General features: G+C 35.6%; 22 protein-coding genes. 13 read left to right on the top strand and 9 right to left on the bottom strand.

Features of this window, described 5'->3' with window-relative positions; all coding sequences use genetic code 11:
- The first annotated feature begins 6 nt into the window (after window positions 1-6).
- On the top strand, window positions 7-1,368 hold the full coding sequence (locus tag EP737_RS20465) for a HAMP domain-containing sensor histidine kinase (protein ID WP_129730509.1): 1,362 nt from the start codon (window positions 7-9) through the stop codon (window positions 1,366-1,368).
- 249 nt (window positions 1,369-1,617) lie between these two features.
- Window positions 1,618-2,109, top strand: a complete 492-nt coding sequence (gene pssA, locus EP737_RS20460; RefSeq protein WP_129730452.1) for a CDP-diacylglycerol--serine O-phosphatidyltransferase — start codon at window positions 1,618-1,620, stop codon at window positions 2,107-2,109.
- A 437-nt stretch (window positions 2,110-2,546) separates the two neighbouring features.
- On the opposite strand, the gene EP737_RS20450 is transcribed toward pssA, so the two are convergent.
- Window positions 2,547-3,710, bottom strand: coding sequence for an MFS transporter (locus EP737_RS20450; protein ID WP_129730450.1), 1,164 nt, complete (start codon window positions 3,708-3,710; stop codon window positions 2,547-2,549).
- 152 nt (window positions 3,711-3,862) lie between these two features.
- On the opposite strand from EP737_RS20450, the gene EP737_RS20445 reads away from it, so the two are divergent.
- From EP737_RS20445 to EP737_RS20430, 4 genes are all read left to right on the top strand, one after another.
- Entirely contained in the window at window positions 3,863-4,219 is a 357-nt protein-coding gene (locus EP737_RS20445) for an MmcQ/YjbR family DNA-binding protein (RefSeq protein WP_129730440.1), read from the top strand.
- A gap of 219 nt (window positions 4,220-4,438) precedes the next feature.
- A complete protein-coding gene (locus tag EP737_RS20440) occupies window positions 4,439-5,437 on the top strand; it encodes a DUF3231 family protein (protein WP_129730438.1) in 999 nt (332 codons plus the stop codon).
- A gap of 213 nt (window positions 5,438-5,650) precedes the next feature.
- Window positions 5,651-5,968: a sigma factor gene (locus tag EP737_RS26960; RefSeq protein ID WP_129730436.1), complete on the top strand. Its 318-nt coding sequence runs from the start codon at window positions 5,651-5,653 to the stop codon at window positions 5,966-5,968.
- Window positions 5,969-6,145: 177 nt separating this feature from the next.
- Window positions 6,146-6,943, top strand: coding sequence for an HAD family hydrolase (locus EP737_RS20430; RefSeq protein WP_129730434.1), 798 nt, complete (start codon window positions 6,146-6,148; stop codon window positions 6,941-6,943).
- A gap of 577 nt (window positions 6,944-7,520) precedes the next feature.
- Here EP737_RS20430 and EP737_RS20425 read toward each other — a convergent pair.
- On the bottom strand, window positions 7,521-7,994 hold the full coding sequence (locus EP737_RS20425; RefSeq protein ID WP_129730432.1) for a CBO0543 family protein: 474 nt from the start codon (window positions 7,992-7,994) through the stop codon (window positions 7,521-7,523).
- Window positions 7,984-8,478, bottom strand: coding sequence for a CBO0543 family protein (locus EP737_RS20420; RefSeq protein WP_129730430.1), 495 nt, complete (start codon window positions 8,476-8,478; stop codon window positions 7,984-7,986). The genes EP737_RS20425 and EP737_RS20420 overlap by 11 nt, the downstream gene beginning before the upstream one ends.
- A gap of 205 nt (window positions 8,479-8,683) precedes the next feature.
- Here EP737_RS20420 and EP737_RS20415 point away from each other — a divergent pair, with 205 nt between their 5' ends.
- From EP737_RS20415 to EP737_RS20400, 4 genes are all read left to right on the top strand, one after another.
- Window positions 8,684-9,091 (top strand): NUDIX hydrolase, encoded by a 408-nt coding sequence (locus EP737_RS20415; protein ID WP_129730428.1) that lies wholly within the window; start codon window positions 8,684-8,686, stop codon window positions 9,089-9,091.
- 490 nt (window positions 9,092-9,581) lie between these two features.
- Window positions 9,582-9,929, top strand: a complete 348-nt coding sequence (locus tag EP737_RS20410) for a cation:proton antiporter domain-containing protein (protein ID WP_129730426.1) — start codon at window positions 9,582-9,584, stop codon at window positions 9,927-9,929.
- A gap of 459 nt (window positions 9,930-10,388) precedes the next feature.
- The gene (locus tag EP737_RS20405) at window positions 10,389-10,664 is read left to right on the top strand and encodes a hypothetical protein (RefSeq protein WP_129730424.1); all 276 of its coding nucleotides are present in this window, start codon (window positions 10,389-10,391) and stop codon (window positions 10,662-10,664) included.
- Window positions 10,665-11,074: 410 nt separating this feature from the next.
- Window positions 11,075-12,262 (top strand): styrene monooxygenase/indole monooxygenase family protein, encoded by a 1,188-nt coding sequence (locus EP737_RS20400; protein ID WP_425455939.1) that lies wholly within the window; start codon window positions 11,075-11,077, stop codon window positions 12,260-12,262.
- A gap of 927 nt (window positions 12,263-13,189) precedes the next feature.
- Here the strand turns inward: EP737_RS20400 and EP737_RS20395 are convergent.
- Window positions 13,190-14,422 carry a cytochrome P450 gene (locus EP737_RS20395; protein ID WP_129730420.1) on the bottom strand — a complete coding sequence of 411 codons (1,233 nt, stop codon included), beginning with the start codon at window positions 14,420-14,422 and terminating at the stop codon, window positions 13,190-13,192.
- Window positions 14,423-14,814: 392 nt separating this feature from the next.
- Between EP737_RS20395 and EP737_RS20390 the strand changes: the two genes are divergently transcribed.
- A complete protein-coding gene (locus EP737_RS20390) occupies window positions 14,815-15,414 on the top strand; it encodes a TetR/AcrR family transcriptional regulator (RefSeq protein WP_129730418.1) in 600 nt (199 codons plus the stop codon).
- Window positions 15,415-16,542: 1,128 nt separating this feature from the next.
- Here the strand turns inward: EP737_RS20390 and EP737_RS20385 are convergent.
- From EP737_RS20385 to EP737_RS20370, 4 genes are all read right to left on the bottom strand, one after another.
- Window positions 16,543-16,812 carry a hypothetical protein gene (locus tag EP737_RS20385; RefSeq protein ID WP_129730416.1) on the bottom strand — a complete coding sequence of 90 codons (270 nt, stop codon included), beginning with the start codon at window positions 16,810-16,812 and terminating at the stop codon, window positions 16,543-16,545.
- A 420-nt stretch (window positions 16,813-17,232) separates the two neighbouring features.
- The gene (locus EP737_RS20380; RefSeq protein ID WP_129730414.1) at window positions 17,233-18,147 is read right to left on the bottom strand and encodes an ABC transporter substrate-binding protein; all 915 of its coding nucleotides are present in this window, start codon (window positions 18,145-18,147) and stop codon (window positions 17,233-17,235) included.
- Between the two features lie 22 nt (window positions 18,148-18,169).
- Window positions 18,170-19,186 (bottom strand): FecCD family ABC transporter permease, encoded by a 1,017-nt coding sequence (locus EP737_RS20375; protein ID WP_129730412.1) that lies wholly within the window; start codon window positions 19,184-19,186, stop codon window positions 18,170-18,172.
- On the bottom strand, window positions 19,187-20,122 hold the full coding sequence (locus tag EP737_RS20370) for a FecCD family ABC transporter permease (protein ID WP_379950760.1): 936 nt from the start codon (window positions 20,120-20,122) through the stop codon (window positions 19,187-19,189).
- Between the two features lie 439 nt (window positions 20,123-20,561).
- Between EP737_RS20370 and EP737_RS20365 the strand changes: the two genes are divergently transcribed.
- Window positions 20,562-21,434 (top strand): AraC family transcriptional regulator, encoded by an 873-nt coding sequence (locus EP737_RS20365; protein WP_129730408.1) that lies wholly within the window; start codon window positions 20,562-20,564, stop codon window positions 21,432-21,434.
- Window positions 21,435-21,639: 205 nt separating this feature from the next.
- On the opposite strand, the gene EP737_RS20360 is transcribed toward EP737_RS20365, so the two are convergent.
- On the bottom strand, window positions 21,640-22,515 hold the full coding sequence (locus EP737_RS20360) for a LysR family transcriptional regulator (protein WP_129730406.1): 876 nt from the start codon (window positions 22,513-22,515) through the stop codon (window positions 21,640-21,642).
- A gap of 684 nt (window positions 22,516-23,199) precedes the next feature.
- Here EP737_RS20360 and EP737_RS20355 point away from each other — a divergent pair.
- On the top strand, window positions 23,200-23,507 hold a 308-nt coding region (locus EP737_RS20355), incomplete at its 3' end, for an RRXRR domain-containing protein (protein ID WP_205650989.1).

The following is a 23,507-nucleotide window of genomic DNA, read 5'->3' as shown; positions in this document are numbered from 1 at the left end:
TGGAAAATGAAAATTACAACAAAAATCAATTTGTTAACGACAGCTTGGCTATTTTGTATATTACTGATTATAAACGTTGTTGTATTCTTTTCTTTTATGACAACGACTGTGAATATGGAGAAAAACGTGCTGCTTCAAAAAATGAATGATATTATACAAGAACTTCATACACAAAATGCAACGACGCTGCCAGAAGACAGATTGAAATCTTACTTAACTGAACACTCTTTTATACGAATTGTAAGTCCCGATTCTAAGGTTACAAATCAGGCAATAAGCGATAAGGATTTAGCTAAAAAGATTAAATACAAATTTTCTAGTAAGTCAGGATCACAATTGCGCACAATTCGAGATGAGGGAGGAGAAGAACAAGTTTTAATCGTCCGTGTTCCGATTATGTCTCATAAGCACGTAATAGGAACATTGGAGATAGGTGAAAGACTGATGGGGCTCGAAATGAGCAAAGACATTTTGGTGACTATTTTAGCATTTTGTACTGTGATTGCAGTTGTATTGTCGTTGCTGGGGGGAAGATGGTTATCAAATATTATTATGCGGCCTATCGCAAATATGATTCAAACCATGGAAGATATTGAACGCAGTGGCGTTCCAAAAACAATCATGATTCATAATCGAACAAGAGATGAACTTGAAAAGCTAGCTACAACATTCAATCTCATGATTAAGAGGCTACAGGAAAATTCAGAAAAACAAAAACAGTTTATTTCGGATGCCTCTCACGAACTAAAAACTCCTCTTACAGTCATTAGAAGTTACGCCAACTTAATAAGAAGACGCGGCATACAAAACGAAGAAATAACAGTAGAAGCAATTGAGGCAATTCATGCAGAAGCAACTCGAATGCAAAGAATGGCAGAAGCATTACTGGATTTAGCCGCGTCAGAAAAAGAAATGATTTTAGAAATAAAAGCATTGGATTTGATATCGTTATGCCAAAGCATTCTACAACAATTTAGAAATGTGTATAAAAGAGAATTTATATTTCAGTACAGTCAAGATCCTATCATTGTTAAGGCAGATGAGCTAAAGATCAAACAAGTTATCATCATATTGCTCGATAATGCCATTAAATATAGTTCTGACAAAATTGAAATGTTTTTGGAACAGAATGAAGACGATGTTGTGATACGAGTAAAAGATTATGGTATTGGTATACCTAATAAGGAAATAAAACATATTTTTGAACGATTTTACCGAGTAGATAAAGCAAGAAGTCGAGAAACAGGAGGGACGGGATTGGGACTGGCTATCGCAAAAAATATTATGAAACAACATAAGGGAGAAATTAAGATACGAAGTGAAGAAGGCAAAGGAACAGAAGTGGAATTGTTTATACCCGCTTCCTAGTATAAAACAATCGAGCGGTCAGGTTCCAATATCATGGATTTTTTGAGTATCATGATGAGGAATACAACAATTAGAATAATGAAAAGCCGGCTTTCCTTAACATACAGGAAATCAGCTTTTTTCTTGTCGGAATTTGTGCAGGGAGAGCAAAATTTTTTCATTCTATATCGTGTATTTTAAGAATAACGGAAGAATATATAGAAAATGCTACATAAATGGGAAGTTTGATCAACTTAGGGGGGGGCAACCTTGTTCAATCAGATAGTAAAAGCTGTACCCAATTTATTTACGATCGGAAATTTATTATGCGGCGTTTTTTCAATTACCTTGAATATGAGTGGGCTTTTAGAGTTGGCATCCATTTTTATTTTCTTTTCGGCTGTTTTAGATCTTCTGGACGGAAGGATTGCGAGAAAATTAAAAGTGAACAGTGAGTTTGGAGTAGAATTGGATTCCTTAGCAGATATTGTTAGTTTCGGAGTTGCTCCTGCACTTCTATTTCATTCGATAGCAGCACCATCTATTTTTACTTCTTTGGCATTTATCCTTTTCCCAACGATGGGGGTTTTAAGATTAGCTAAATTTAGTGTTAAACCAACCATTGGATATTTTAAGGGATTACCTATTCCAGCTGCTGGATTGCCATTGGCTGGTATGGGATTTTTTTCATATAGCAATGCATGGATTACCTTAATCCTCGCTCTCCTAATGGTAAGTCCAATTAGGTTTAAAAAACTTTAATTGGGATCCCGTCTTCATGCCTATCAAGACTTTATGTAACTTGGTTGGAAGGGATCCCCTAAACCAAAAGAATAAAACTCATATAAAGAGTAAATATAATTTCAATGAGGAATTGCTAAAACATATTTCACCACTGGGATGAGAGCATATAAACTTTCTTGGAGAATATCGATTTAATGTAAACGATATGATAACATTGGAATTTCTTCGTTCATTGCAATCAACTTAGCAAAGTAAGAGCCGATTTTTTCTTAGAGTAAGAAAATCGGCTTTTTTAGAATATCCTTTTTACCCTCGTACACTATTCGGTTATCTTTATTCAGCTTATTAGTTAGTCTTATTAAGATTATACTATCCATAAACGTGAAACGTTTTATGTATTACGGCATACAAGGATAGCCTCGTATATGTAAACATGCTACTCCATCATTTATGTTCTATGTTGCTTTTCTTACGTTAAAAGAGAGCGTTCTAAATAACAAAATAGATGCAATGATAGCGATGACTCCATTTATAATGAATGAAACTTCAGCACCAAATATCTGCCATAACCAACCTGTAAGCAAAGAGGCCGGAAATAGACCAATACCCGTAATCATAGCATAAAAACCAAGTGCAGTTCCTTTATTTTCTGGATTTGCTAAATCAGCAACTAACGCCTTTTCGACCCCTTTAGTAAAAGCTGAATACAGCCCATAAAACGTAAAGAGAATAATGAGGCCAATCGTTGTATTTGCTTCTGCAAATCCAATATATACAAATCCATATAACGCATATCCCACAGTTAGTAGACCTCTTCGACCGAATCGGTCTGAAAATACTCCAGAAATATATGAAAAAGAAGACGCGATAAGATGAAAGAGTAGATATAATAATAGAACATTATTAGTAGAAACCCCTAAATCTGCTGCTCTTAGTAAAAGAAACGAATTTGATGAATTAACAATGGTGAAGAGAAGTACAATAAACATTAATTTTTTTACATTCGGATTTAAAAGTTTCCAGTCAAGTTTCGGAATTGTGGTGGTTGGAATTTCCTTTACTACCGGTTCATGTTTTCTTTCCTTGATACTCCATAGCAGTACCCAACCAATAATTACAGGAATTAAGGAATAAAGAAAAACATCATTGAAGTTCTGATTTTCATTGGCTTGTAATATAAAATAAGCAGCTCCAATTCCGATAGAAGCACCTAACATATCCATCATTTGATGGAATCCAAAAGCCCTTCCTTGCTTTTTTTTTCCTCCAGCCTCAGATATAAATGCATCTCTCGGGGCTGTTCGAATGCCTTTTCCAGTACGATCGATAAGTTTCCATATGAAAACACTGACCCAAGAACTTGAAATAATTAAGAATACTCTTCCTAAACCGGATAAACCATACCCAACTACAGCAAGGCCTTTTCTATTTTTCAGAAAATCTGAACGCCGACCAGAGAAAAATTTCAAAACACTTGCTAGGCTCTCTGATAATCCATCAATCATCCCAATAATAAAAGGTCCCGATGAGGAAAGGAGAATTGGGATTAAAGGAGTTACCATATAGGTTCCCATATCTGTAAAAAAGCTAACCAGACTCAATATCCATATGTTTTTCATGTTTAAATCGCCTCCTGAAAGTAATTTAATGTTAAAATAGCTGGAGATTGTGAAGGAATGTACCTAAATGAATCGGATCAGTGCAATAAAGAGTCCAAGGATTATAATTTAGGATGCGACTTTATTCATTTATGTTAGAGAAGAGGTAAATAATGAAAAAGAGAGAGGAAGCTATCAGTTACTGTTTAAGAATGGGTAACACATATGAAGATTATCCATTTCGTGATAAGAATTGGACATTAATGCGACACATAGAAAACAAGAAAGTGTTTGCGTGGATCTTTGAAAAAGATGACCATATTTGGATCAATGTGAAGTGTGAACCCGGTTTTCTAGATTACTGGCGTCAGATTTACACTTCGGTAGTTCCAGCATTTCATCTTAATAAGGACCATTGGAATTCGATAATTCTTGACGGTACTGTTCCAGAGGAAGAAATTTACGAAATGATAAGACAAAGTTATATGTTAACTAAAAAAAGTAAGAGTAAAGTTAATTTCAATAAGTGAAGGCATTGATTCAGCAGTAAGGATCAATGCTTTTTTTTATTTTGCCGACAGAGAAGCTCCAGACGAATCGTTCGCATGTCTAAAACTTATCAATTTTGGATTTCCTCTTTAGAAAATGATATAAACAAGCTAAGCCTTTTTTAGCTTAATTGCGTTCATACATAATATTTGGAAAACGGATGACAATAAACTTAAATTACGACATCCTAAGGTGAAAAAATGAATCAAAACAACGATAGATTAACCTCATCAGAAATTGCGAATTTATGGACTCATTATATACGTGAGACTATGGGAATCTGCATGAGCAAGTACATGTTAAAGATCGTTCAAGATCCTGAGATACATAAAATTTTTCAAACTGCTCATGAGCTTTCTGAAAAGCATATAAACAAGTTGAAGGAGTGGTTTCATCAAGAAAACTTTCCAGTACCTAAAGGGTTTAGTGAAGAAGATGTTAATTTGGATGCGCCCCCTTTATTTACTGATCTTTTTTGCTTAAATTATATTCACATTATGACTATGCATGGAGGACAGGCTTACAGCTTGGCATTGACTGTTTCGATTCGTCAAGACATTAGAGATTTTTATTACCAATGTAATATTGACAGTATGAACTTATATAACCAATCCATTGAGATTCTCATGGCAAAAAAACTTTTCGATAAACCACCACACTATTCAACACCAGACAAAATTCATTTCATCAACACTCTTGATTATGTGACTGATGTGTTTGGTAATCATAGAACCATGAATGCTATTGAATGTGGTAATGTATATTTTAATTTGAAAAAAAGTTTGCTCACCAAAGGGTGTCTTATTGCCTTTAAACAAGTATGTACAGATAAAGGAGTAAATAAGTTTTTAGAAAAATGTATTAATGTAGCGAATAAACATATTGGGACATTTACAACATTATTACTTAAAGAAGACCTTCATTTACCTCATACGTTTGAATCAGAAATAACGAACTCAAATGTTGCACCCTTTTCTGATAAACTTATGTTGTTTCATTCAGGCTTTTTATTTGCTGCCGCAATATCTTATTACGGTTCTGCTGCGATTGCTAGTATGAGAGCAGATATTGCACTACAATGTGAAAAAGCAATTTTAGATGATTTACTGGTTTACGGTAGTTTCGGTAAATTAATTATTAAAAAAAATTGGATGGAGCAACCCCCTAATGCGGATGATAGGAAAATCATAAATAAATGAATATTGAGTTATAATGTAACTTCCGCTTTTTGATTTTATGTTAACCAGCTCTAGAATAGGAGCTGGTTTTTCTTGGCATAAGAACAGTAGGGATTTCTCTTCCAACAACTATTTTAATGCTTCATATTTTATTATTGGAACCTCTAACAAAAAATCGAACGATATTTTCCTTTCTAACCAATATATAGTATAAAGGACAAGGAGGGATCATAGGTGAAGAACCAAAATGAATATGACCAGCTCATTCAGCTCACTTTATCAGGTAAGAAAGAGGCATATGGTGAGCTGTATGAAAGAACAATTCAAGATGTTTATAAAACTGTCCATTTTCTCATAGAAGAACGGACAGATGTAGATGATTTGGTTCAGGATATTTATATCGAGGTATACCAATCCCTAAATCAATTTGACAGGAATAAACCATTACCTGTTGAAGTGGGGAGACTCCCTAAAGAGCTGCAAGGGGAATTTCAACAAGCAAGAGATTTTATAGACTATGTAAATAACAAACAGCAAGCAGTAAAGGAATAAGAATATATGTTTCAGAAATAGCTATCACAAAAACCAGTTAATGGCATAACATTTTTATCTTGCAGAGAACTGTCTTTTGCTTCCCGATAAACTTCATTCAATCTATACACTGAGTTTACGGTGATTTAATATTCAGATGATAGGATTGATTTAACAACGAATGAGGAGGCAGTAAAAATGAATGTGCGTGCAATATTTATTGATATGGATGGTACATTACTAAAAGCCTCAAACTACATTTCCCGCCGAAATATGGAAGCCATTTATAGGCTCATGAATCAGGGAGTCAAAGTTTTTCTAGCCACTGGTCGACACTATGAAGTAACCGCTCCCTACCATAAAGAAATTGGATTACAAACTCCGATGATCTGTTTGAATGGTGCCGCTATTCACGATGCAGAGACAGGAAGAGTTATGCAAATGAAAACCGTCCGATTGAACGAAGAACGATTTCACCATCTGACCGCTGAAAGTTCTTGTAATGTTATTATCCATACAGCAAACGGGCTTTATTGTAAGGAAACAAATGAAGAAATCGATTATTGGACAAAAGTTGGACAAGTTCCGCCACGGTATATTGGAGATTTAAGACAGGCAAAGTATCAAGATGTTCTTAAATATAGTGTTCGAACAGGTGCACCACGTCCTGAATTATCTGCTTTGTTTGAAAAGGAAGCAGAAGTCATCGATTGGAATGACGGGTTTGAGATGGTTGCTCCAAATGTGTCCAAATGGTCTGGTATAAAAAGCCTACTTACCGAATTTCGAATTAGTCCAAATGAAGTCGTAGCTATTGGAGACGGACCCAATGATATAGAGATGCTTCGCCATGTCGGTATTGGTGTGGCAATGGGGAATGCTAGCGAAAAGGTTAAAGCAGCGGCTAATTTTGTTACAGGACACCACGAAAATGATGGACTAGCTGAGTTTATAGAACGTTATCTTCTTAAATCGTATGAATCATATGTGATTTAGGTTTTTTTATAATATCAACTGCTTCAACATTACTAATTACTTCTAATTTTTAATGTTCGCACACTTAATGCAATAACAAAATAGCTTCTATGTAGCTTTAGTAAAAAAGCACTCCTTCTTATTGTAGATAAGTCCTCGTTTACTTTAAGGGCATTACTTCACAAAAATTTAATCAAAAACGTTGATTTAACACTATAGCACCATTTCATTTTTGGTCATGGAACATCAGCTGCTGCAGTTGGTTGAACAACTTCGAGAAAGGAGCGTAGGCTCCTTTTTTATTTTATCGGTATACCGGTAAGAAGATCCTTCTTTCTTAGTAAAACCCCATTTTAAAATAATGGCAACAAATAAAACACAATTATTATAATTTGTTTTTTTATACTTTTATTATAATGATATTCAGCAAAAAAACAGTTTTATGGTCCGAGAATGAGAGAAACCCGGTGTTGGCGCGGGTGCCCCAGGGAATCCACTTCCGAATAATGTGGGATTATGGGATTATGTTAACTTCTCATGTATACGATATACATTATTCCTTGTTCATCAAACGTTACAGGATAGTGGTAATAGCATGTTAGTCCTTATTTAAATCTAACTTAAAGAACCATTTATAAAATATCCAAGCTAAAAATAATGTTGCATAAACGGAAAGCCATGTATAATACCATTTCCAATTAACATACGTAATAAGATTTGTATATTTTTCAAGAAATATTTCAGGTACGGTTAATCCAGTGGAAAACAAACTTACATATAAAAACTTTTTCAACTTTGACTTGGATTTTGGATAATAGATACAAAAAAAGATTGTAATGACGGGGTATTGAAAAAATTCATATAAAAAGCTGGTGCCGTTCACTTCTGCTAGTTCCCGAACAGGATATTCTAATAATTTCAAACCAACTGCAAGAATCCCCAAAAACCATGTAATAGCTTGTTGAAATAAGAAGACTATGCTGGCATCCCTTAATTTGTCCTTTGGTATAAATGCTAAAGAAATAAAAGTAGACGCATATAGAATATATAAAATCAATTGGTCAACCTTCATTTGTTTCAAACCTTTCATAGTCGGGAGAGTCCATAAACCACAAAATATATTTACGGCATAACCATAATTCGATAATAAAATTAAAAAAACTCCGTACAAGGCTTTCAATATTACTATTTACAATGTTACTGATTGTACCTAACAAGAACATAGCTGATAAAATGCAGCCCACCCAAAACAAGTAATGTAACAAACGTTTGATAAAGTGTGCTTCTTTTGGAAATCTAAGTTGGAATAGAACAGCAAAAAAAGGGAAAACTAAATATTCCATAGTCCAATTAATTTTAGTCGCATTTCCGAAAATCCTAAATGGAGGCTCGTATAAGCCAAAATAAATAAGGAAAATACTTAACAACCACGTTAACATCTGAAAAAATAACAGGGTAGCAATTGCTTCTCTAAGTCGATTTCGAGGGATGATTTTCCAAAGAACAAAAGGTAATATTATCCATAACGAGAGTATCAAATATAAATCTGAATTCATATTGGTTCCCCTTTTTTGAACTAGTTTGTGATATAACAGAAAAAAATATCCAATTTGTGAAATGTTGAGTAAGAAATGAAAAACTTTTAACTTCCGCTTTCGTTTGTTATGTCAACTATAAAACAAAAACTCATCATACATAGTCTATTCTCTTTAAAAGATAAACTAAATAAACTATTTAGTTTTAAGGAAGGGAGATCAAGATATGCCTTCACCAAAACATAGTATTTCAGCAGCTGCTATCGTTTTAAATGAGAAAGGGGAAATTTTGTTAATTAAAGGGCCTCGCAGAGGGTGGGAGATGCCAGGTGGACAAGTTGAAGAAGGGGAATCATTAAAAGATGCAGCAATTAGAGAAACAAAAGAAGAATGTGGCCTAGATATCATGATTACTAAGTTTTGTGGAGTGTTTCAAAATGTAGAGAGGTCTAAATGTAAGACATTATTTCTAGGTAAACCTATTGGTGGAGAATTAATAACCACACCAGAAAGCTTAGAATCTGGATTTTTCCCACTTGAAAAAGCACTACAGATGGTTACGTGGAAAAATTTTAAACAAAGAATTGAATACTGTTTAGACGAGAGATATCACCCTTTTTACATTGAGTTTTAATAGGTACTTATAGAACTTCCGTGTTCGAAAATCATGTAAACAAGCACTGTCCTCCAGCTAAGTGACCTGGAAGGCATTTTTTATAGGATTCTAGATACATTGATTCCCGATAATGCGGGATTATATAAACATGATTTAGGATTATTTATTCTGCAACAGAATTTTTAAATGCACCACAAAAATTAGAACGCATAAAGGAAATTGAACAAAGGAGACAATTTCAATTTACAATTTATGAAAATAATAAAAAGCAGTTATTTCAATCGGCATTATTTGGATTCGCAGGAACAGTAGCAGGGATCTATACCTCTCAGACTCTTATTTGGAAGCTATCCGTTGGAGTAACCGCAGTCTCTCTCATTGGGTATTTTGTTACTATAAACTGAAAAAATGGATGAAGTATATGCATAAAAAACGGAGAGAATAGAAGAAATAGATTACTTTCATAAAATTCGTCTTTACAATACTCAGTATTAGATAAGGAGAGAGCATGACACAATATTGGATTATTTTACTGGCGATAGCTGTCGGTGTCGTATTTATTGCAGAAAAGTTGAAACAGCCGTATCCGACTTTTCTCGTTATTTTCGGATTGATAATAGGTGTGACGCCGATTCCTGCTCTAGAAGAAGTAAAACAATATGCGATAAATGATACTGTTTTTCAAACAACAGTCATTCTTATTTTTTTATCGGCTTTATTAGGTGATGCAGCTCTTAAGCTTCCAGTTCATGAACTAAAAGAAAATAAAAAGCCCATCTTATTGTTGGCATTCATTGGTACTTTCTTGACATTCCTCATTGTCTCTACATTGGCTTATACAATATTGAACCTTTAGCTTCAACAGGCACTTATATTTGGTTCATTAATGGCTGCGCAAAGTGTAAAAAATCATGACTTAGATTAACAAGTTGTTAGGGGATTAGAAAGTCAGTATGGACATATCCTAAGGAAGATTGATCTTTTCCGAAATGATAACAGCATAGATTACTAGAAAGATAGCAATAGCTGCATAATACTGAAGGTTTGAAACCTCATGAACCGTTTGTTGCAAAACTTTCATCTCCTTTATTATCATGTTGTCTTTTGCTTCGTGTATAACGAATACAAAAATTAAAGAATCCTGCCGGCTATACAGTCTCCTGACAATAAAGGACTAAAAAGATAAAAGGAACCTGTATAGTGACTGACTCCTTCAGATGTTACTTTTATAAATTATGCAGTGTAATTATATAATTTAACTAGAGGGGTCAAATACTATCGATAACAAGTTTCATGTGAACTAAGGGGGATTCAAATGATTCATTACCAATGTGCTAAAGGTTTGTCTTTATCAGAGAAGAAAAATGGCAAGGATATCGAGTTTACGATTGTAATTGAAGACATCGCACGTTATGATTCTGCAATAAAAAAAGTTCGTCAACATTTCGATGGAAATAGGGTATATACAGATGTATTGTTTTACATTCATAAAGATAACGAATATCAGATCATTGTTCGTCATGATTATTATATTGATTTTATCCTGTACTTATTTAAATATCAGCTAATCCAAAGTCTATCTTGGACCTAACATTTTTGTTTAAGAGTGAACCTCAAAAGGAAAAAAGAAATTAGCTTCCGATTCTGCTTTCAAATCTTACGTCAGCCAGCCTAGCATGGGCTGGTTTTTTACTCGTAAATAGAAGCATTTTTCACATAAAAAAGCCGGCTCACGTTTTTATGTTCATGAATCGGCTAGTGAATCTTATGATAAGAAGAAGTCATTATGATTTACTCCTTGTTTTTGATAACCTAAATTAAGCAACTTGTTTACAACCAAGTCCGGGCCTTTCCGTATGTCTCCATTAATTTTCCGTACTCTTTCATTGCTGAAGCGACTAAATTCAAAAGTTTTTTCATTTGAATTACCTCCTTAATGTATTGATTAATGGTAAAATTTACAATAGAATCTGAAAGAAAGATTTCAAGAAAAATAGGGGAGTGAGAGGCTTGAAAAGACGTATCTGTATTGTAGGTAGTGGTACAGCAGGACTACAACTGGCTTATGCTCTTAAGGAAGAATTTGATGTAACAGTTATTCACCATCGCTCATCAGAGCAAATCAGAAATGGACGAGTCAGGTCTACTCAGGTTCACTTTGGAACAACAAGAATGAATGAAAATCGCTTTGCTATGCCAAAATGGGATGAACAAACTCTTATTGAAAGTATCCATATTAGTATTGGAGATCAAAAGCTATTTACGGGAATGCTGAAGGAACCAGCATTATCCGTTGATCAACGTTTATATTTCTCACGTTGCATGGAGGATCTTGCAGAGAAAGGAGTCTCTTTCCAGTTAAAAAAGGTAGTTAGAGAAGATATAGAAGCATTAACAGATGAATTTGATTTAATCATTGATTGTACTGGAAAATCAGGATCTCTTATGTCATTTCCTATTGAGGAAGAGTTATCTCCTTTTCAAACACCTCAGAGAAAATGTATCGTTGGTTACTTTTTAGGCATAAAACCAAATACTCCTCAGGGAATAGGCGTAACGGTTCTTCCTGAACTAGGTGAAATGTTTGAAATACCTGCCATAACAGAACATGGCCCTGTTACTATCTTATTTATTATGTCAATCCCAAACAGTGACTTAGACGTATTTCAAGGAATAAGAAAAGCAGAAGAGTTTACTCTCAAAATGAGAACCACTACACAGAAATTTTTTCCTGAAATTCACAAGCGAATAGAGGAAAGAAAGTTTGCTTTATGTGACGAACATGGCTTTCTTCAAACTGCTGTTACACCGGTTATTCGAAAACCATATCTTACCGTTAAAAATAAGTTAGTAGTTGGATGTGGGGATAGCGTATTTCTAAATGATCCTATTACCGGCCAAGGATGTAATCTGTCTTCTTATTGTGCAGAAAAATTGTATGAAACTCTTATTGAATGTAAGGATTCGGCATGGAATATACAGGTAGGGGAGTCCTATTGGAATCGAACAAAACAGTTCGTAAAAGAGGTAACAGAATGGACAAACGCCATGACTTTACCATTACCTGAACATATTATTCAATTGTTACTTCAGGGTGCCCAGTCCCAAACCAAAGCGAATGACATTGCCGAATGGTTCGCTGATCCAAGAAAAGCCTATCAAGCTTTCTCTCTTGCAACAACAATCTAGAAGGTATAACTCACCCGTAAAAGCTTGATAAGCTCAACTAATCATCAGTGGGGGATGAAGGATTCCCCACTGATTGAAGTTTTCTTTATAAGTGTATTTAAATATCCCATCCAGGCAAATATTTTTTTGTATTTTGAAGTATTTGTTCAAATAATTCCTCTGCTTCCTGCGGTTTGATTGCCACTACTAGAGGATCGTTTACAAAGGCCTTGAAGGCCATACTCCTATCTTTATGGAGGTCTGCTTTTAAAGTTGTTTCTTGATTTAAATTAGGAGGGAATGCTTTTGTTAAATAACGCAGAGTATCAGAGAGAAACTATTGGAGATTTTTTCATTGAAAGAACCAAACGAACTGAAGCATACAATATGAAATCCAGACATTTTCACGATGGGTATGAAATTTATTATATGTCTAGGGGAGAAAGGTTTTAGTTATGTACGTCCTCAAGCAATTATTTATAATAGTGATGATTGATAATGAGGGAAGGGGAATTAGGATGTTTGCAAACAGGGTTAGAGAATTACAGGTACGATTTAAGTGGATACAGCAAAAAAAGGGGATTATTCCTCATTAGGAATGATGGTATTGAAATTTCATTTACTGAATTTATTAATAAAACAATTTAACATAAGTAAAGAGATGACTCAAAATGGAAAAACAGTAAAATTAATATTGATAATATAAATTGAGGTAGATATATAAAATAGCTCTGTATAATTTCAATCACCGTAAATATTTTATAAAAACATAATAGAATCAAATAAAAAGTATATTTTTACTTGAAGAGGGGACCAAGAATCGCAAATTTGCCGTTAGTAAGAGTGACTAATAACACATTATTTTTAAAAGCAATAATAAAAAAGAGAACAATAGACGTAATCTAGAGTTCCCTAATTCATTAACATATCTAATTGATTTTTAAATCCTCACTTATAAACCTTCATTGGTAGGTAAGTTAAGGACTGTCCTGTAGCTGAAGCAGTTAAATTTCTTTCTAATTGAAATCCTTCTACTGGTTCAATACGAGAAAACTTTTGGACGAATACCTCTAGTGCAATTTTCATTTCTAATCGTGCAAGAGGTGCACCCAAACAGAAGTGTGGACCATTTCCGAATGTTAAATGCTTTTTATTATTCGGACGACGGATGTCTATAGAGAAAGGATTATCAAACATATTTTCATCCATATTGGACGCACTCATCCAAGCAATGACAACATCTCCTTTTTTCAACGGGGTGCCTAATAAAGTATTGTCTTGTTTAACAGTACGATCTCTTCTTGACATATGAAAACGATATCGGAGCATTTCTTCGACTGCGTTTGGCACTAATTCCACATGATTTCTTAGTTCTCCATATAATGACTGGTCATCATGGAGCAATGAATAGAAAGTATTGGCTATCGCATGGCTTGTTGTTTCAACCCCTGCGCCTAAAAGCAACATTGTAGTTTGGACAATCTCCTCATCTGTAAATCTTTGACCTTCTACTTCAGCTTGGATTAAATCAGAAATAATATCATCGGAAAGGTTCGAACGTTTTTGAACGACAATTGGGTAGAGATATTGGAAATATTCTTTGGCAGCATTTTGCTTTGCTAGCTCAATGTCTTCTAGTCTTTCTTTGTCATAAGGTTGGAAAAGGATATCAACCCACTTTTTGAATTGATACTTATCTTGTACCGGTACACCAAATAAATCTGTTATGACTAGACTAGGAAAAGGGGCAGCTAAGGCTTCAACAATATTAACAATAGAGTTTTCTTGTATGGCTTCCACAAGTTCAGTTGCAATCTGTTGAATACGCGGTTCCCAGTTCTTTAAACTGCGGGGAGTAAAAGCTGCAGCTAACAAGGAACGTGCCTTTCGGTGCTGAGGCGGATCTAAGAGTGTAATATTCATAATAGGTGAAGTTTTTTCATGCTTGTTGTTAGCTCCAACAAAAATTGTTGTTCTAGGGCCCTCACTTGAAAAGAATTCATAGTTGCTTAAAACCTGTTTAACATCTTCATATTTAAACACATTCCATGTATTCGTTTTTTCATGAAAATAAACAGGATGATTATGAAGCATTTCTTTATACCAATTAACAGGAAAAAATTCTTCTGCACGTGATTGAAAATTAGTGATTTCATTCATTGGGATTACTTCTTTATTCATCATATTCCTCCCTCGAAATGGACATACACAACCTACTTTGCATGGTCCTCTACTTTCATCTTAAATCTCTTTGGTAATAAATATCCTTGTTGTGGTAATAGTCTTAGGTAGATTAGCAGCTGAACTTTCCTCGGAGATTTGTTCTACACGTTTAATAAACATTCACTGTCGGCTTGGTTGAAACCGTATATGGATTTATTTTACAATGTGTAAGATAATTAACACTGTATAAAACAGATTATAGTTAAGGATTACTACTCTGGCAATTTACAATAAAACGAAAAATGTAAATTAGTTTGCATTAAACTTAATTGTGTTAATTACTTGGAGAATACAGTACATACTTGAAAAAATTGTATATTTTATACCAAAGAGAAAGGAAAAGGGACATAATGGATAATTACAAGGGTCATATAGACCCCCGAATTCTTCGTACACGACATTTAATAAAAGAGGCCTTTGTTGATTTATTACAGGAAATGGATATTGAGAAGATGTCTGTTAGCCGTATAGCAGAACGCGCTACAATTAGCCGTGTTACGTTTTACCTCCATTATCGGGATATGCCAGATATGTTAGAAAAGATGGCTGATGATATGATTGAAGATATTCAGCGCTCCGTGAACAGCCAGCCTGTGAACGAGGGCTCTGCTGACGATACGGATTTGGTAATGCTGGTGCAGCTGCTTGAGCATATTGCTGAACATGCTAAATTTTATAAGGTGATATTAGGTTCGAAGAGGGTGCCTATCTTTACTGAACGCTTGTTAAATATGCTAACTGAAACGATAAATATAAGGTTAGAGGTTTTGGGGAATGATTCTTTCTTTTATAAAGCAGGAATTCAAAAAGAGATAGCTATTTGGCACGGATCTTCAGCTTTGATCGGCACTATAGTTTCTTGGCTGCGAAACGACATGCCGTACACACCTCATTTTCTCGCAAAGCAGCACTACTTGCTCTATCATTATCAGGATAAAAGTTATAATTAACTAGATGTGGATGCTGGTGCTGGGTATATAGCTAAGGCTAAAGGGCATATCAATTGGGGTATAGCCTCAGGAACGATTGGTTGGTACTAATCTGCGAAGAAATTTTGTGTCCTTCAGCAAAATGAGATTTAGAAATCATAGCTCTGATAATCCATATATATTTTGTCTTGCTGTATAATCGGGTGCAATTGTTGAATACTTAAATCCCAATTTCTTATTTATATCACTGAGAGATTGGGATTTTTAATACTGAAATATCCTTAATGTTATAAAGTTGCATTTTGCTAGTGATACCCCGGATTTACTATGTTAGAGGTAACATGCCTGTTGTTAATTCACAAAACTCTAATACTACCAAATGGAAACAAATGTATCAGAAGGAAAATCACCTATTTATTCTGCCATAAATCCAGTTATTCCTGGTTCAAAAAACTTACCAAAAGTTATTGCTATGCACGAAACTAGAAGTTTTTTATCTTCTTTCGAAGACGTGTGCCCACAGGATTGCACACTAGGGGACCGCTCTCGATCAGTCAATAAGGGATATTCTTGTTCCTTATTACATTAATAAAGAAACTCAACTGAGATGACTCAAAATGAAAAGTAGTAAAATTAATATTGATAATGTAAATTTGAGTTAGATATATTAAACAGGATATTAAAATTTCAATCACTGTATTTATATTAAAATCAAAAACATAACAAAAACTAAAGTAAGCAACACTCTAGTAGGCTTCTTTAGTCTTTTTCTTGATAAAGACTTACAATCCTTAGTCTCCCAAATAGAAGTCGTACTCTACATAGTATCAGTCACGAGTAAACTACAAGACAAAAAAGACATCGGAAACTTGGTACAGTAGGGGTAGCTGTGTTTCAGAAGGATAAATTAGTAGGGTGGTTGTTAAATCACTAAGAGGGACAGGACGAGGACTATTTATTGTGGTTTCGAAATGAACTGAAAACTTTCCTAACATTTTGAGTTATTATCTATTTTTTTGACAAAGGTCTTTGATCCTTTTTTGTTAGAAGAAGCCAGCTCTATAGGGTCTTGATTTAGTAACCTTCGAGCTAGCTTCTTTATTTAGTTTGACTAAGGACATGAGCGATATTGGCAGTCCGGTACAGCTCTTACGAAGGCGTTTCTTCATGTGCATCAGGGTTGTCATGCGGCGGATGGGCGCCAGGGTATTTTCGGTCAGTCTCTTCGTGGGCATTTTTATCTGGGTAGTTAAATGCGCTATATGTTCTTTGATCCTCTTCCCAAGGAGTAGATTTTCCAAGCTCCTCATTGATTGGAGAACCGTAAGGACCTTCAGGCAGCTCTTCAGGAATGATATATCGATGTCTTGCTTCAACAGTGGAAAAATCGTGATAGTTCTTATTCGTTTCTTTAGGCAACAAAACCGCCCCCTTCAAGTGATATTTATAGAATATAATTGTGATCCTTTTTAATATGCTCAAAAAGACGAGAAATCACCTAAAATGTCTGTTTTTTGTTCCACTGTAAGAAAGGATAAATTTCCAGCTAGACGCGACTTCGACGTAGTCGGAAATTTTAGGACTACGCCTCTGTCTTCGCCTAGGAGCAGGGCTCGCCAGTCGGCGAGTTTTCTTTATACTTTAAGAAATTTTAGGAATACAGTATAAGGGCAACTACACCTCTGTCTTCGCCCAAGGGCAGGGCTCACCAATCGGTGAGTTTTCTTTATAAAAGCCTATGGAATCTTTGTTCCATAGGCTTTACCATTGCAAGTTTTATGATACTATCAGAGGTGTTCATTAGATACGATGAAAAATCTGAAAGTATTTTTCTGTTATTTATTTGGAAAAGATTTCTTTGGCCTGATCCATTGCCATTTTATTTCCTAATGCTGAATAGTCAAGCCATGGCTGATCTGGAATTACGTAAACATGGTTGCCTTTAACTGCTTTTAGCCCTTTCCAAAGAGGGGACTCTTCTAACTGTTTAAAAGCTGTTTGAGCTTCATCGTCGCTATTGACAACAACAAATATAGCATCAGCATCAAAATCGGGAAGAATTTCTTGAGAAATCACTTCGTAAGGCTGATTTGAGTCAAGCTCCTCAATGCCTTTAGCTGGTTTTAAGCCTAAATCTTCGAATAAAATCGGACCCATTGGACGTTTTGTACTAAATACTCGTAACTCTTTTGCTGTAACACGGATGGCCATTACTTTACTATCTTCACCAAGTTTCTTCTTAATTAAGGTTTTCACTTCTTGTGTTTGTTTTTCGTAATCTTTAATAAATTGTTCTGCTTGCGGTTCGCGGTCAACCAGTTTACCTATCGCTCTTAAATGATCTCTCCATGTCCCTTCATTAAGGTCAAATACTTCAGTGGGTGCAATTTTTTCATATTTTGATACATCTTGTCCGGCAAATTCTTCATCAAGGTAGATCACAGAAGGATGTAATTCAATCAATGCTTCCATGTCAGGATCTTTAACAGGTCCAAGTTTTTTCGTATCTTTCAATTGATCCTTTACGTGAGGAAGAAAGTCTTTCAGATCTCCGCCAATGACGGAACCAACGGGCTTGATGCCTAATGCAAGTAAATCATTTGTTAAGTGAATAGAGAGGGACGCGATTTTAGTTTCTTTATTATCGCTTTTTCCTTCACTAGTCGATTTAGCTTCATTTGAAGCGGTTTGTCCGCAAGCTGACAATACAAGTAACAATAGAATACTGAATAAAATGGTAAGTTGCTTTTTCATGATTTTCTCCTTGTTGAAAAATTTATTTTGTTTTAGTTAGTAAGTAAAGAAAATAAGGGGCTCCTATGGCTGCCACGATTACACCCGCTGGAATAGCATTGGGCTGGAAAATAGAACGGCCCACTGTATCTGCAAGTACTAAAATCACCATCCCTATGAGTCCTGCGACTGGGAGAAAACCTTGGTACATAGGACCGACGAGACGACGTGCAAGATGCGGGGCGACTAAACCAATAAATCCAATGCCACCTACCATTGCTACACTCGCACAGGATAAACCAACAGCGGTTGCCATCATTAGCAGGCGCTGACTTTGAACGGAAGTACCAAGGCTAGCTGCCACTTCATCACCTAAGGCTAAGGCATTCAAAGTCCTAGACTGAAACCAAGCAAAAGGTGCCAATACAAGAATCCAAGGAAAAAGTGCAGTGACATGTATCCAATCTCTTCCCCAAACATTTCCTACTAGCCATCTTGAAGCAAATGTGTAAGTTTCTTCATTAAGACGAAGGGATAAGAAAAGCGTAACTGCACTAAAACCGGCTGAAACAGCAATGCCTGTGAGAATAAGCCGGATGGGCAATAAACCCTTGGTACGCTCATACGTAAGTAAAATAATAATGAAAGCCGTTAATAAACCGCCTAAAAAAGTAAATAACGGGATCAGAATAGCTGCATATTCATCTAAAGAATGAAAATATGTGACAAAGATAATTAGACCAAAGGCTGCACCTGAATGTAACCCTAAAATTCCTGGGTCTGCCAAAGGGTTACGGGATAATCCTTGTAATATCGCTCCGGAAATCCCCAGACCGATTCCGCCCAACATAGTAATCAGGATTCGAGGCATACGGTATTCATACAACACTAAAGAGTTTGTATAATCACCGTAGCCAAAAAGAGTTTGGATCACTTGTAATGGAGCAATTTGCAAAGACCCCGTATTCAAACTAATTAATACGATACCAATACTAATTAGAATTAAGATAAGTGAAACAGTATAGGTTCTCTTGTTGTCTTTATTGGCTTGGTATTTCACCTATAAATCCCTCCCAGTTTTACGAGCAATATAAAGAAAAAAAGGAACTCCTACGAGGGCTACCAATATACCAATTGCCAATTCACGAGGCGGGTTTATTGTTCTAGCTCCTAAATCAGCTATCATCAATAAGATTGAACCTAATAATGCTGACATTGGAATGATAAGTTTATATTCTACCCCAACCAGCTTTCGAGAAATATGTGGAATAACTAACCCAATAAAACCTATTGATCCAACAGCTGAAACAGAAACTCCTGCCAAAATGACCGCAATGATAATAGAAAGTACTTTTATGAGAATTACGTTCATCCCAAGATTCCGTGCAATATCATCGCCCAAGGAAATAAGAGAAACAGAGCGCCCCATCGCTATTGCCCAAATAATGGTGATGAGAATAACTGGAACCAACACCTTTAAATGATCCCACTTAATTCCTGCAACACCTCCTGCGTACCAAAAAGCTAAGTCTTGGCTCAAATCAAAGTAAATCGCTACACCTGCACTAAGTGAATGTAGGAGTGCTGCTATTACTGCACCTGAAATAGTCAGCCGTATTGGTGTTATTCCACCTGGGGAAGAAGATCCGATGATAAAAATGAGTAAAGTACTAAGTACTGCTCCAATAAAAGAAAAAATCATCAGTAAAGAATACGGAATCCCTGGAAAAAAAGCAAAGCAAAGAGTTACAGTAAACATTGCTCCAGCATTAATTCCAAGAATCCCTGCATCAGCTAACGGATTACGGGTGACTCCTTGCATTAAACACCCTGCAACTGCAAAGGCTGCTCCGACGATTGCGGCACCTATCACCCGTGGAAGCCGCAGTTCATGGATAATCTGTTGCTCAGTTAATAGAGGATTATAATTAAAAATTGCTGACAAAACTGTATTGAAAGTAATTTCTTTTGCTCCAAGAGAAATAGCCAAAATCATGCATCCTAATACTCCAAAAATAGCAAAAATAAATAAAAGCAGTATCAGAAAAGCATTTGAACGATCTTTCATGCACTTTTGAGAAGGGATATGTAACATCTTTAACTCAGCCTTTTTTCATAATTTATAATATTGATAATCATTATCATTTTGATATTATATTTCATAACTGTGTTTTGAAGCAATCTATTTTTTATGTAAAATTAAAAAAGGTTTTTAATACACACAAGTAAAGCGTCCTTGAAGAAGCTAACTAAAACAGTCAATCTCTTAAAACTCACTTTGAAATATTGGCGATATTTCGTCAAGAAAAGAAGGAAAAGGGACATATAGAGGAACAGTTTAGTGGAGAAAGCATACATCCTGCATTATGGTGCACAAAATGTCGGGTGGAAAGATTCGGCTCCTGCTATTCTATTGATATAAGGAGGGCATGACAGTGGATTTGCTTCAAAATATGAATAATGCAATGAAATTTATTGAGGAAAATCTTACGAATGACATTGACTTTAAGGAAGTAGCAAGACTCGCCTGTTGCTCGGAATATCACTTTAAAAGGATGTTCTCTTTTCTTGCGGGTATTACGCTGTCTGAGTATATACGCCGCAGGCGACTTACGCTTGCTGCTTTTGAGCTTAGAAATCGCCAAGTAAAGGTCATTGACGTTGCGGTAAAGTACACATATAATTCGCCAGACTCGTTTACAAGAGCCTTTCAGAATCTGCACGGTATCACACCTTCAGAAGCAAGAAATAATGGGAGCTCCCTTAAAGCCTATCCACCGATGACCTTTCAATTATCTATTCAAGGGGGCGATGAGATGAACTATCGAATCGAAGAAAAAGCAGCATTTCGTATTGTTGGAATTTACAAAAGAGTTCCGATCCTGTTTAAAGGGATTAATCCCGAGATTGCTTCTATGTGGAAAAGTTTAGATGAGAACACAATATATGAGCTTAAAAAATTATCCAATACTGAGCCGATGGGGTTACTCAGTGCATCTACGAATTTTTCTGAAGGCAGGATGGAAGAAAAGGGTGAGCTGGATCACTATATTGGCGTAGCAACAACGAAAGAGTGTCCCAATCATTTAACATCTCTTGAAGTGGCAGCATCCACATGGGCGGTATTTGAGGTAGCCGGACCGTTTCCTGATACACTGCAAAATGTATGGGGACGCATTTATTCTGAATGGTTTCCATCCTCGAACTATGAACAAACAAAAGGACCAGAAATTCTTTGGAATGAAAATAAGGATACTACTTCACCAACTTTTAAAAGTGAAATATGGATTCCGGTTTTGAAAAAGTAAGAATAGCCGCAAAATGGATTCAACTATGGATACTGATGTTGAACAGGCCAACTTTTGTTTTCGAGAAGTATGTGAATATAATGAGGGCCCTCCAGATCAGCTTAGCTGGAGGGCTCTTTTATAGGCTTCTAGATACATTGACTCCCAATGTTAACATATTTTACTGTAGCTCTTTATTTTTTTATATAGCAAGTTTCATTAGATTTTATAAAGGTTCATTTTTACTATACCTTTCAATGATAAAATCAATAAAATATCTACTTGCTATCGGCAATACTCTTTTATCCTTATATGCCAGACTAATTGTACGAACAATAGCTGGGGAGATTGCTTTCGTGACAATAGTATACGGACATCTATTTAGGACAAGTTTCGGTAAAATAGAAATGCCAAGCCCTTGTTCGATCATAGACATAATCCAATACGCATCATGTACTCGGTATTGTATATTAGGTTCAAAGTTATTTTGTTTAAAAATAGTTAATGGTTCACTTATTTCTCCCTCATCTAAAAGTATGTAAGGTCCATTTGTTAATTCCTTCAATGGGACTTTACTGTGCGCAGCTAAAGGATGATCTACCGGCAATACGGCAAGCATTTCATCTTCTTGCAGGGGAGTGGTAGTTAGATTCGATACGGCTTTTGGATTTACAAAGCCAAAGTCTACACTTCCTTCTTTAATCCAATTAGAGATATCCGTATAATTGCCTTGGTGTAATTCGAAATGAACGGCTGGGTACTGTTCCTTGAAATCTTTGATCAATCCCGGTAACCAATGACATGCAACACTAGAAAATGTGCCAATTCGAATAAGCCCACTTTGTAGTCCTTCCACCTCTTTGAGTTTTTCTATGAGCTCCCTATGTGAATTACAAATATTCTTAATATATGGCAAAAACTCCTCACCATCTGGTGTCAGTGTAATACCTTTTCGAGAGCGTAAAATAAGAGTGGTAGAAAGCTCTTCCTCTAATGAATGCACCATTTGGCTAATAGCGGATTGAGTATAGCCAAGTTCTTGAGCTGCTTTGGTAAAACTTCCTGTTTCTACAGCTTTGATAAAAGCATAATACGAATTCACCTTCACTAGCTCCTTTGTATTAGGATTTCTAATAGTTTCATTATAAATATTCATTTTACTAATGTAAATGCAGGTGATACGATATAGCTACTGTTTTTGTGAATTGGGGCATCTTATATTTTTATGAAACTTTCCATAGATACGGGATATGATTCAGCAATAATTTACAGCATGATGATTGGAAAGACTTGAAAAAGTTAACGGGGATATATCTGTTATTTCCATAAAATGAACATAGAGAAATGAGGCAACAAAAGAAACAAGGCTAAAGTGAGAAGGGTAAATGAAAAGATTTTGCTTTATGCTTTACTATGAGGTAGTAGAATTTGTTTTAATCTAATCCTCAGTGTAATAAATAAAATTAACCTTGGAATAGAGCGTGTAGTTAAAATTATTTGAGTCAACTACCCACCACTTAAACGTTAACACGTTTTTCCCACAAGGGGACTTCCGTTGGTCGAAAGTGGGGGCTTGTAAAAGCCTAGTTGTCTAGTCTCAGTCTCCGGTATATGGTGAGCCATAGCGAGTGACTACGTTGGGTAAGTCAATACGGCTTTGTGTGATTCCCAAGCACAATCTGTCGTTCAGGCTCTGTAACAGTTCTGAGAGGAGGAACGGTCAACCTGAAGTAAGAAGCTTATCCAACATGGACGAAGGGAAACAAACTCTAAGGAGGGACGAAACTTGCGAGTATTCGTCAGAAACTTACGAGGAGGGCCACTTACGCCTTGTTCGACTCGTAAGGCTAGAATTCTACTCAAAGAACAAAAAGCAATCATTGTAAGATATAACCCTTTTACAATTCAGTTATCATATCCAACTGGAGAAACAACACAAGAAACAAAATTAGGAATTGATTTAGGGGCAAAGCACATGGGAGCTGCCGTTGCATCCGATGAAAAGGTTCTTGGAAAAGCAGAAATAGAGCTACGTCAGGATGTAAAAAACAACTTGGAAACAAAGAAAATCTATAGAAGAAGCAGAAGAAATCG

It is taken from the genome of Ectobacillus funiculus, assembly GCF_004138295.1.
Taxonomy (GTDB): Bacteria; Bacillota; Bacilli; order Bacillales; family Bacillaceae_G; genus Ectobacillus; species Ectobacillus funiculus.
This window is presented reverse-complemented; position numbering and strand designations above follow the sequence as displayed.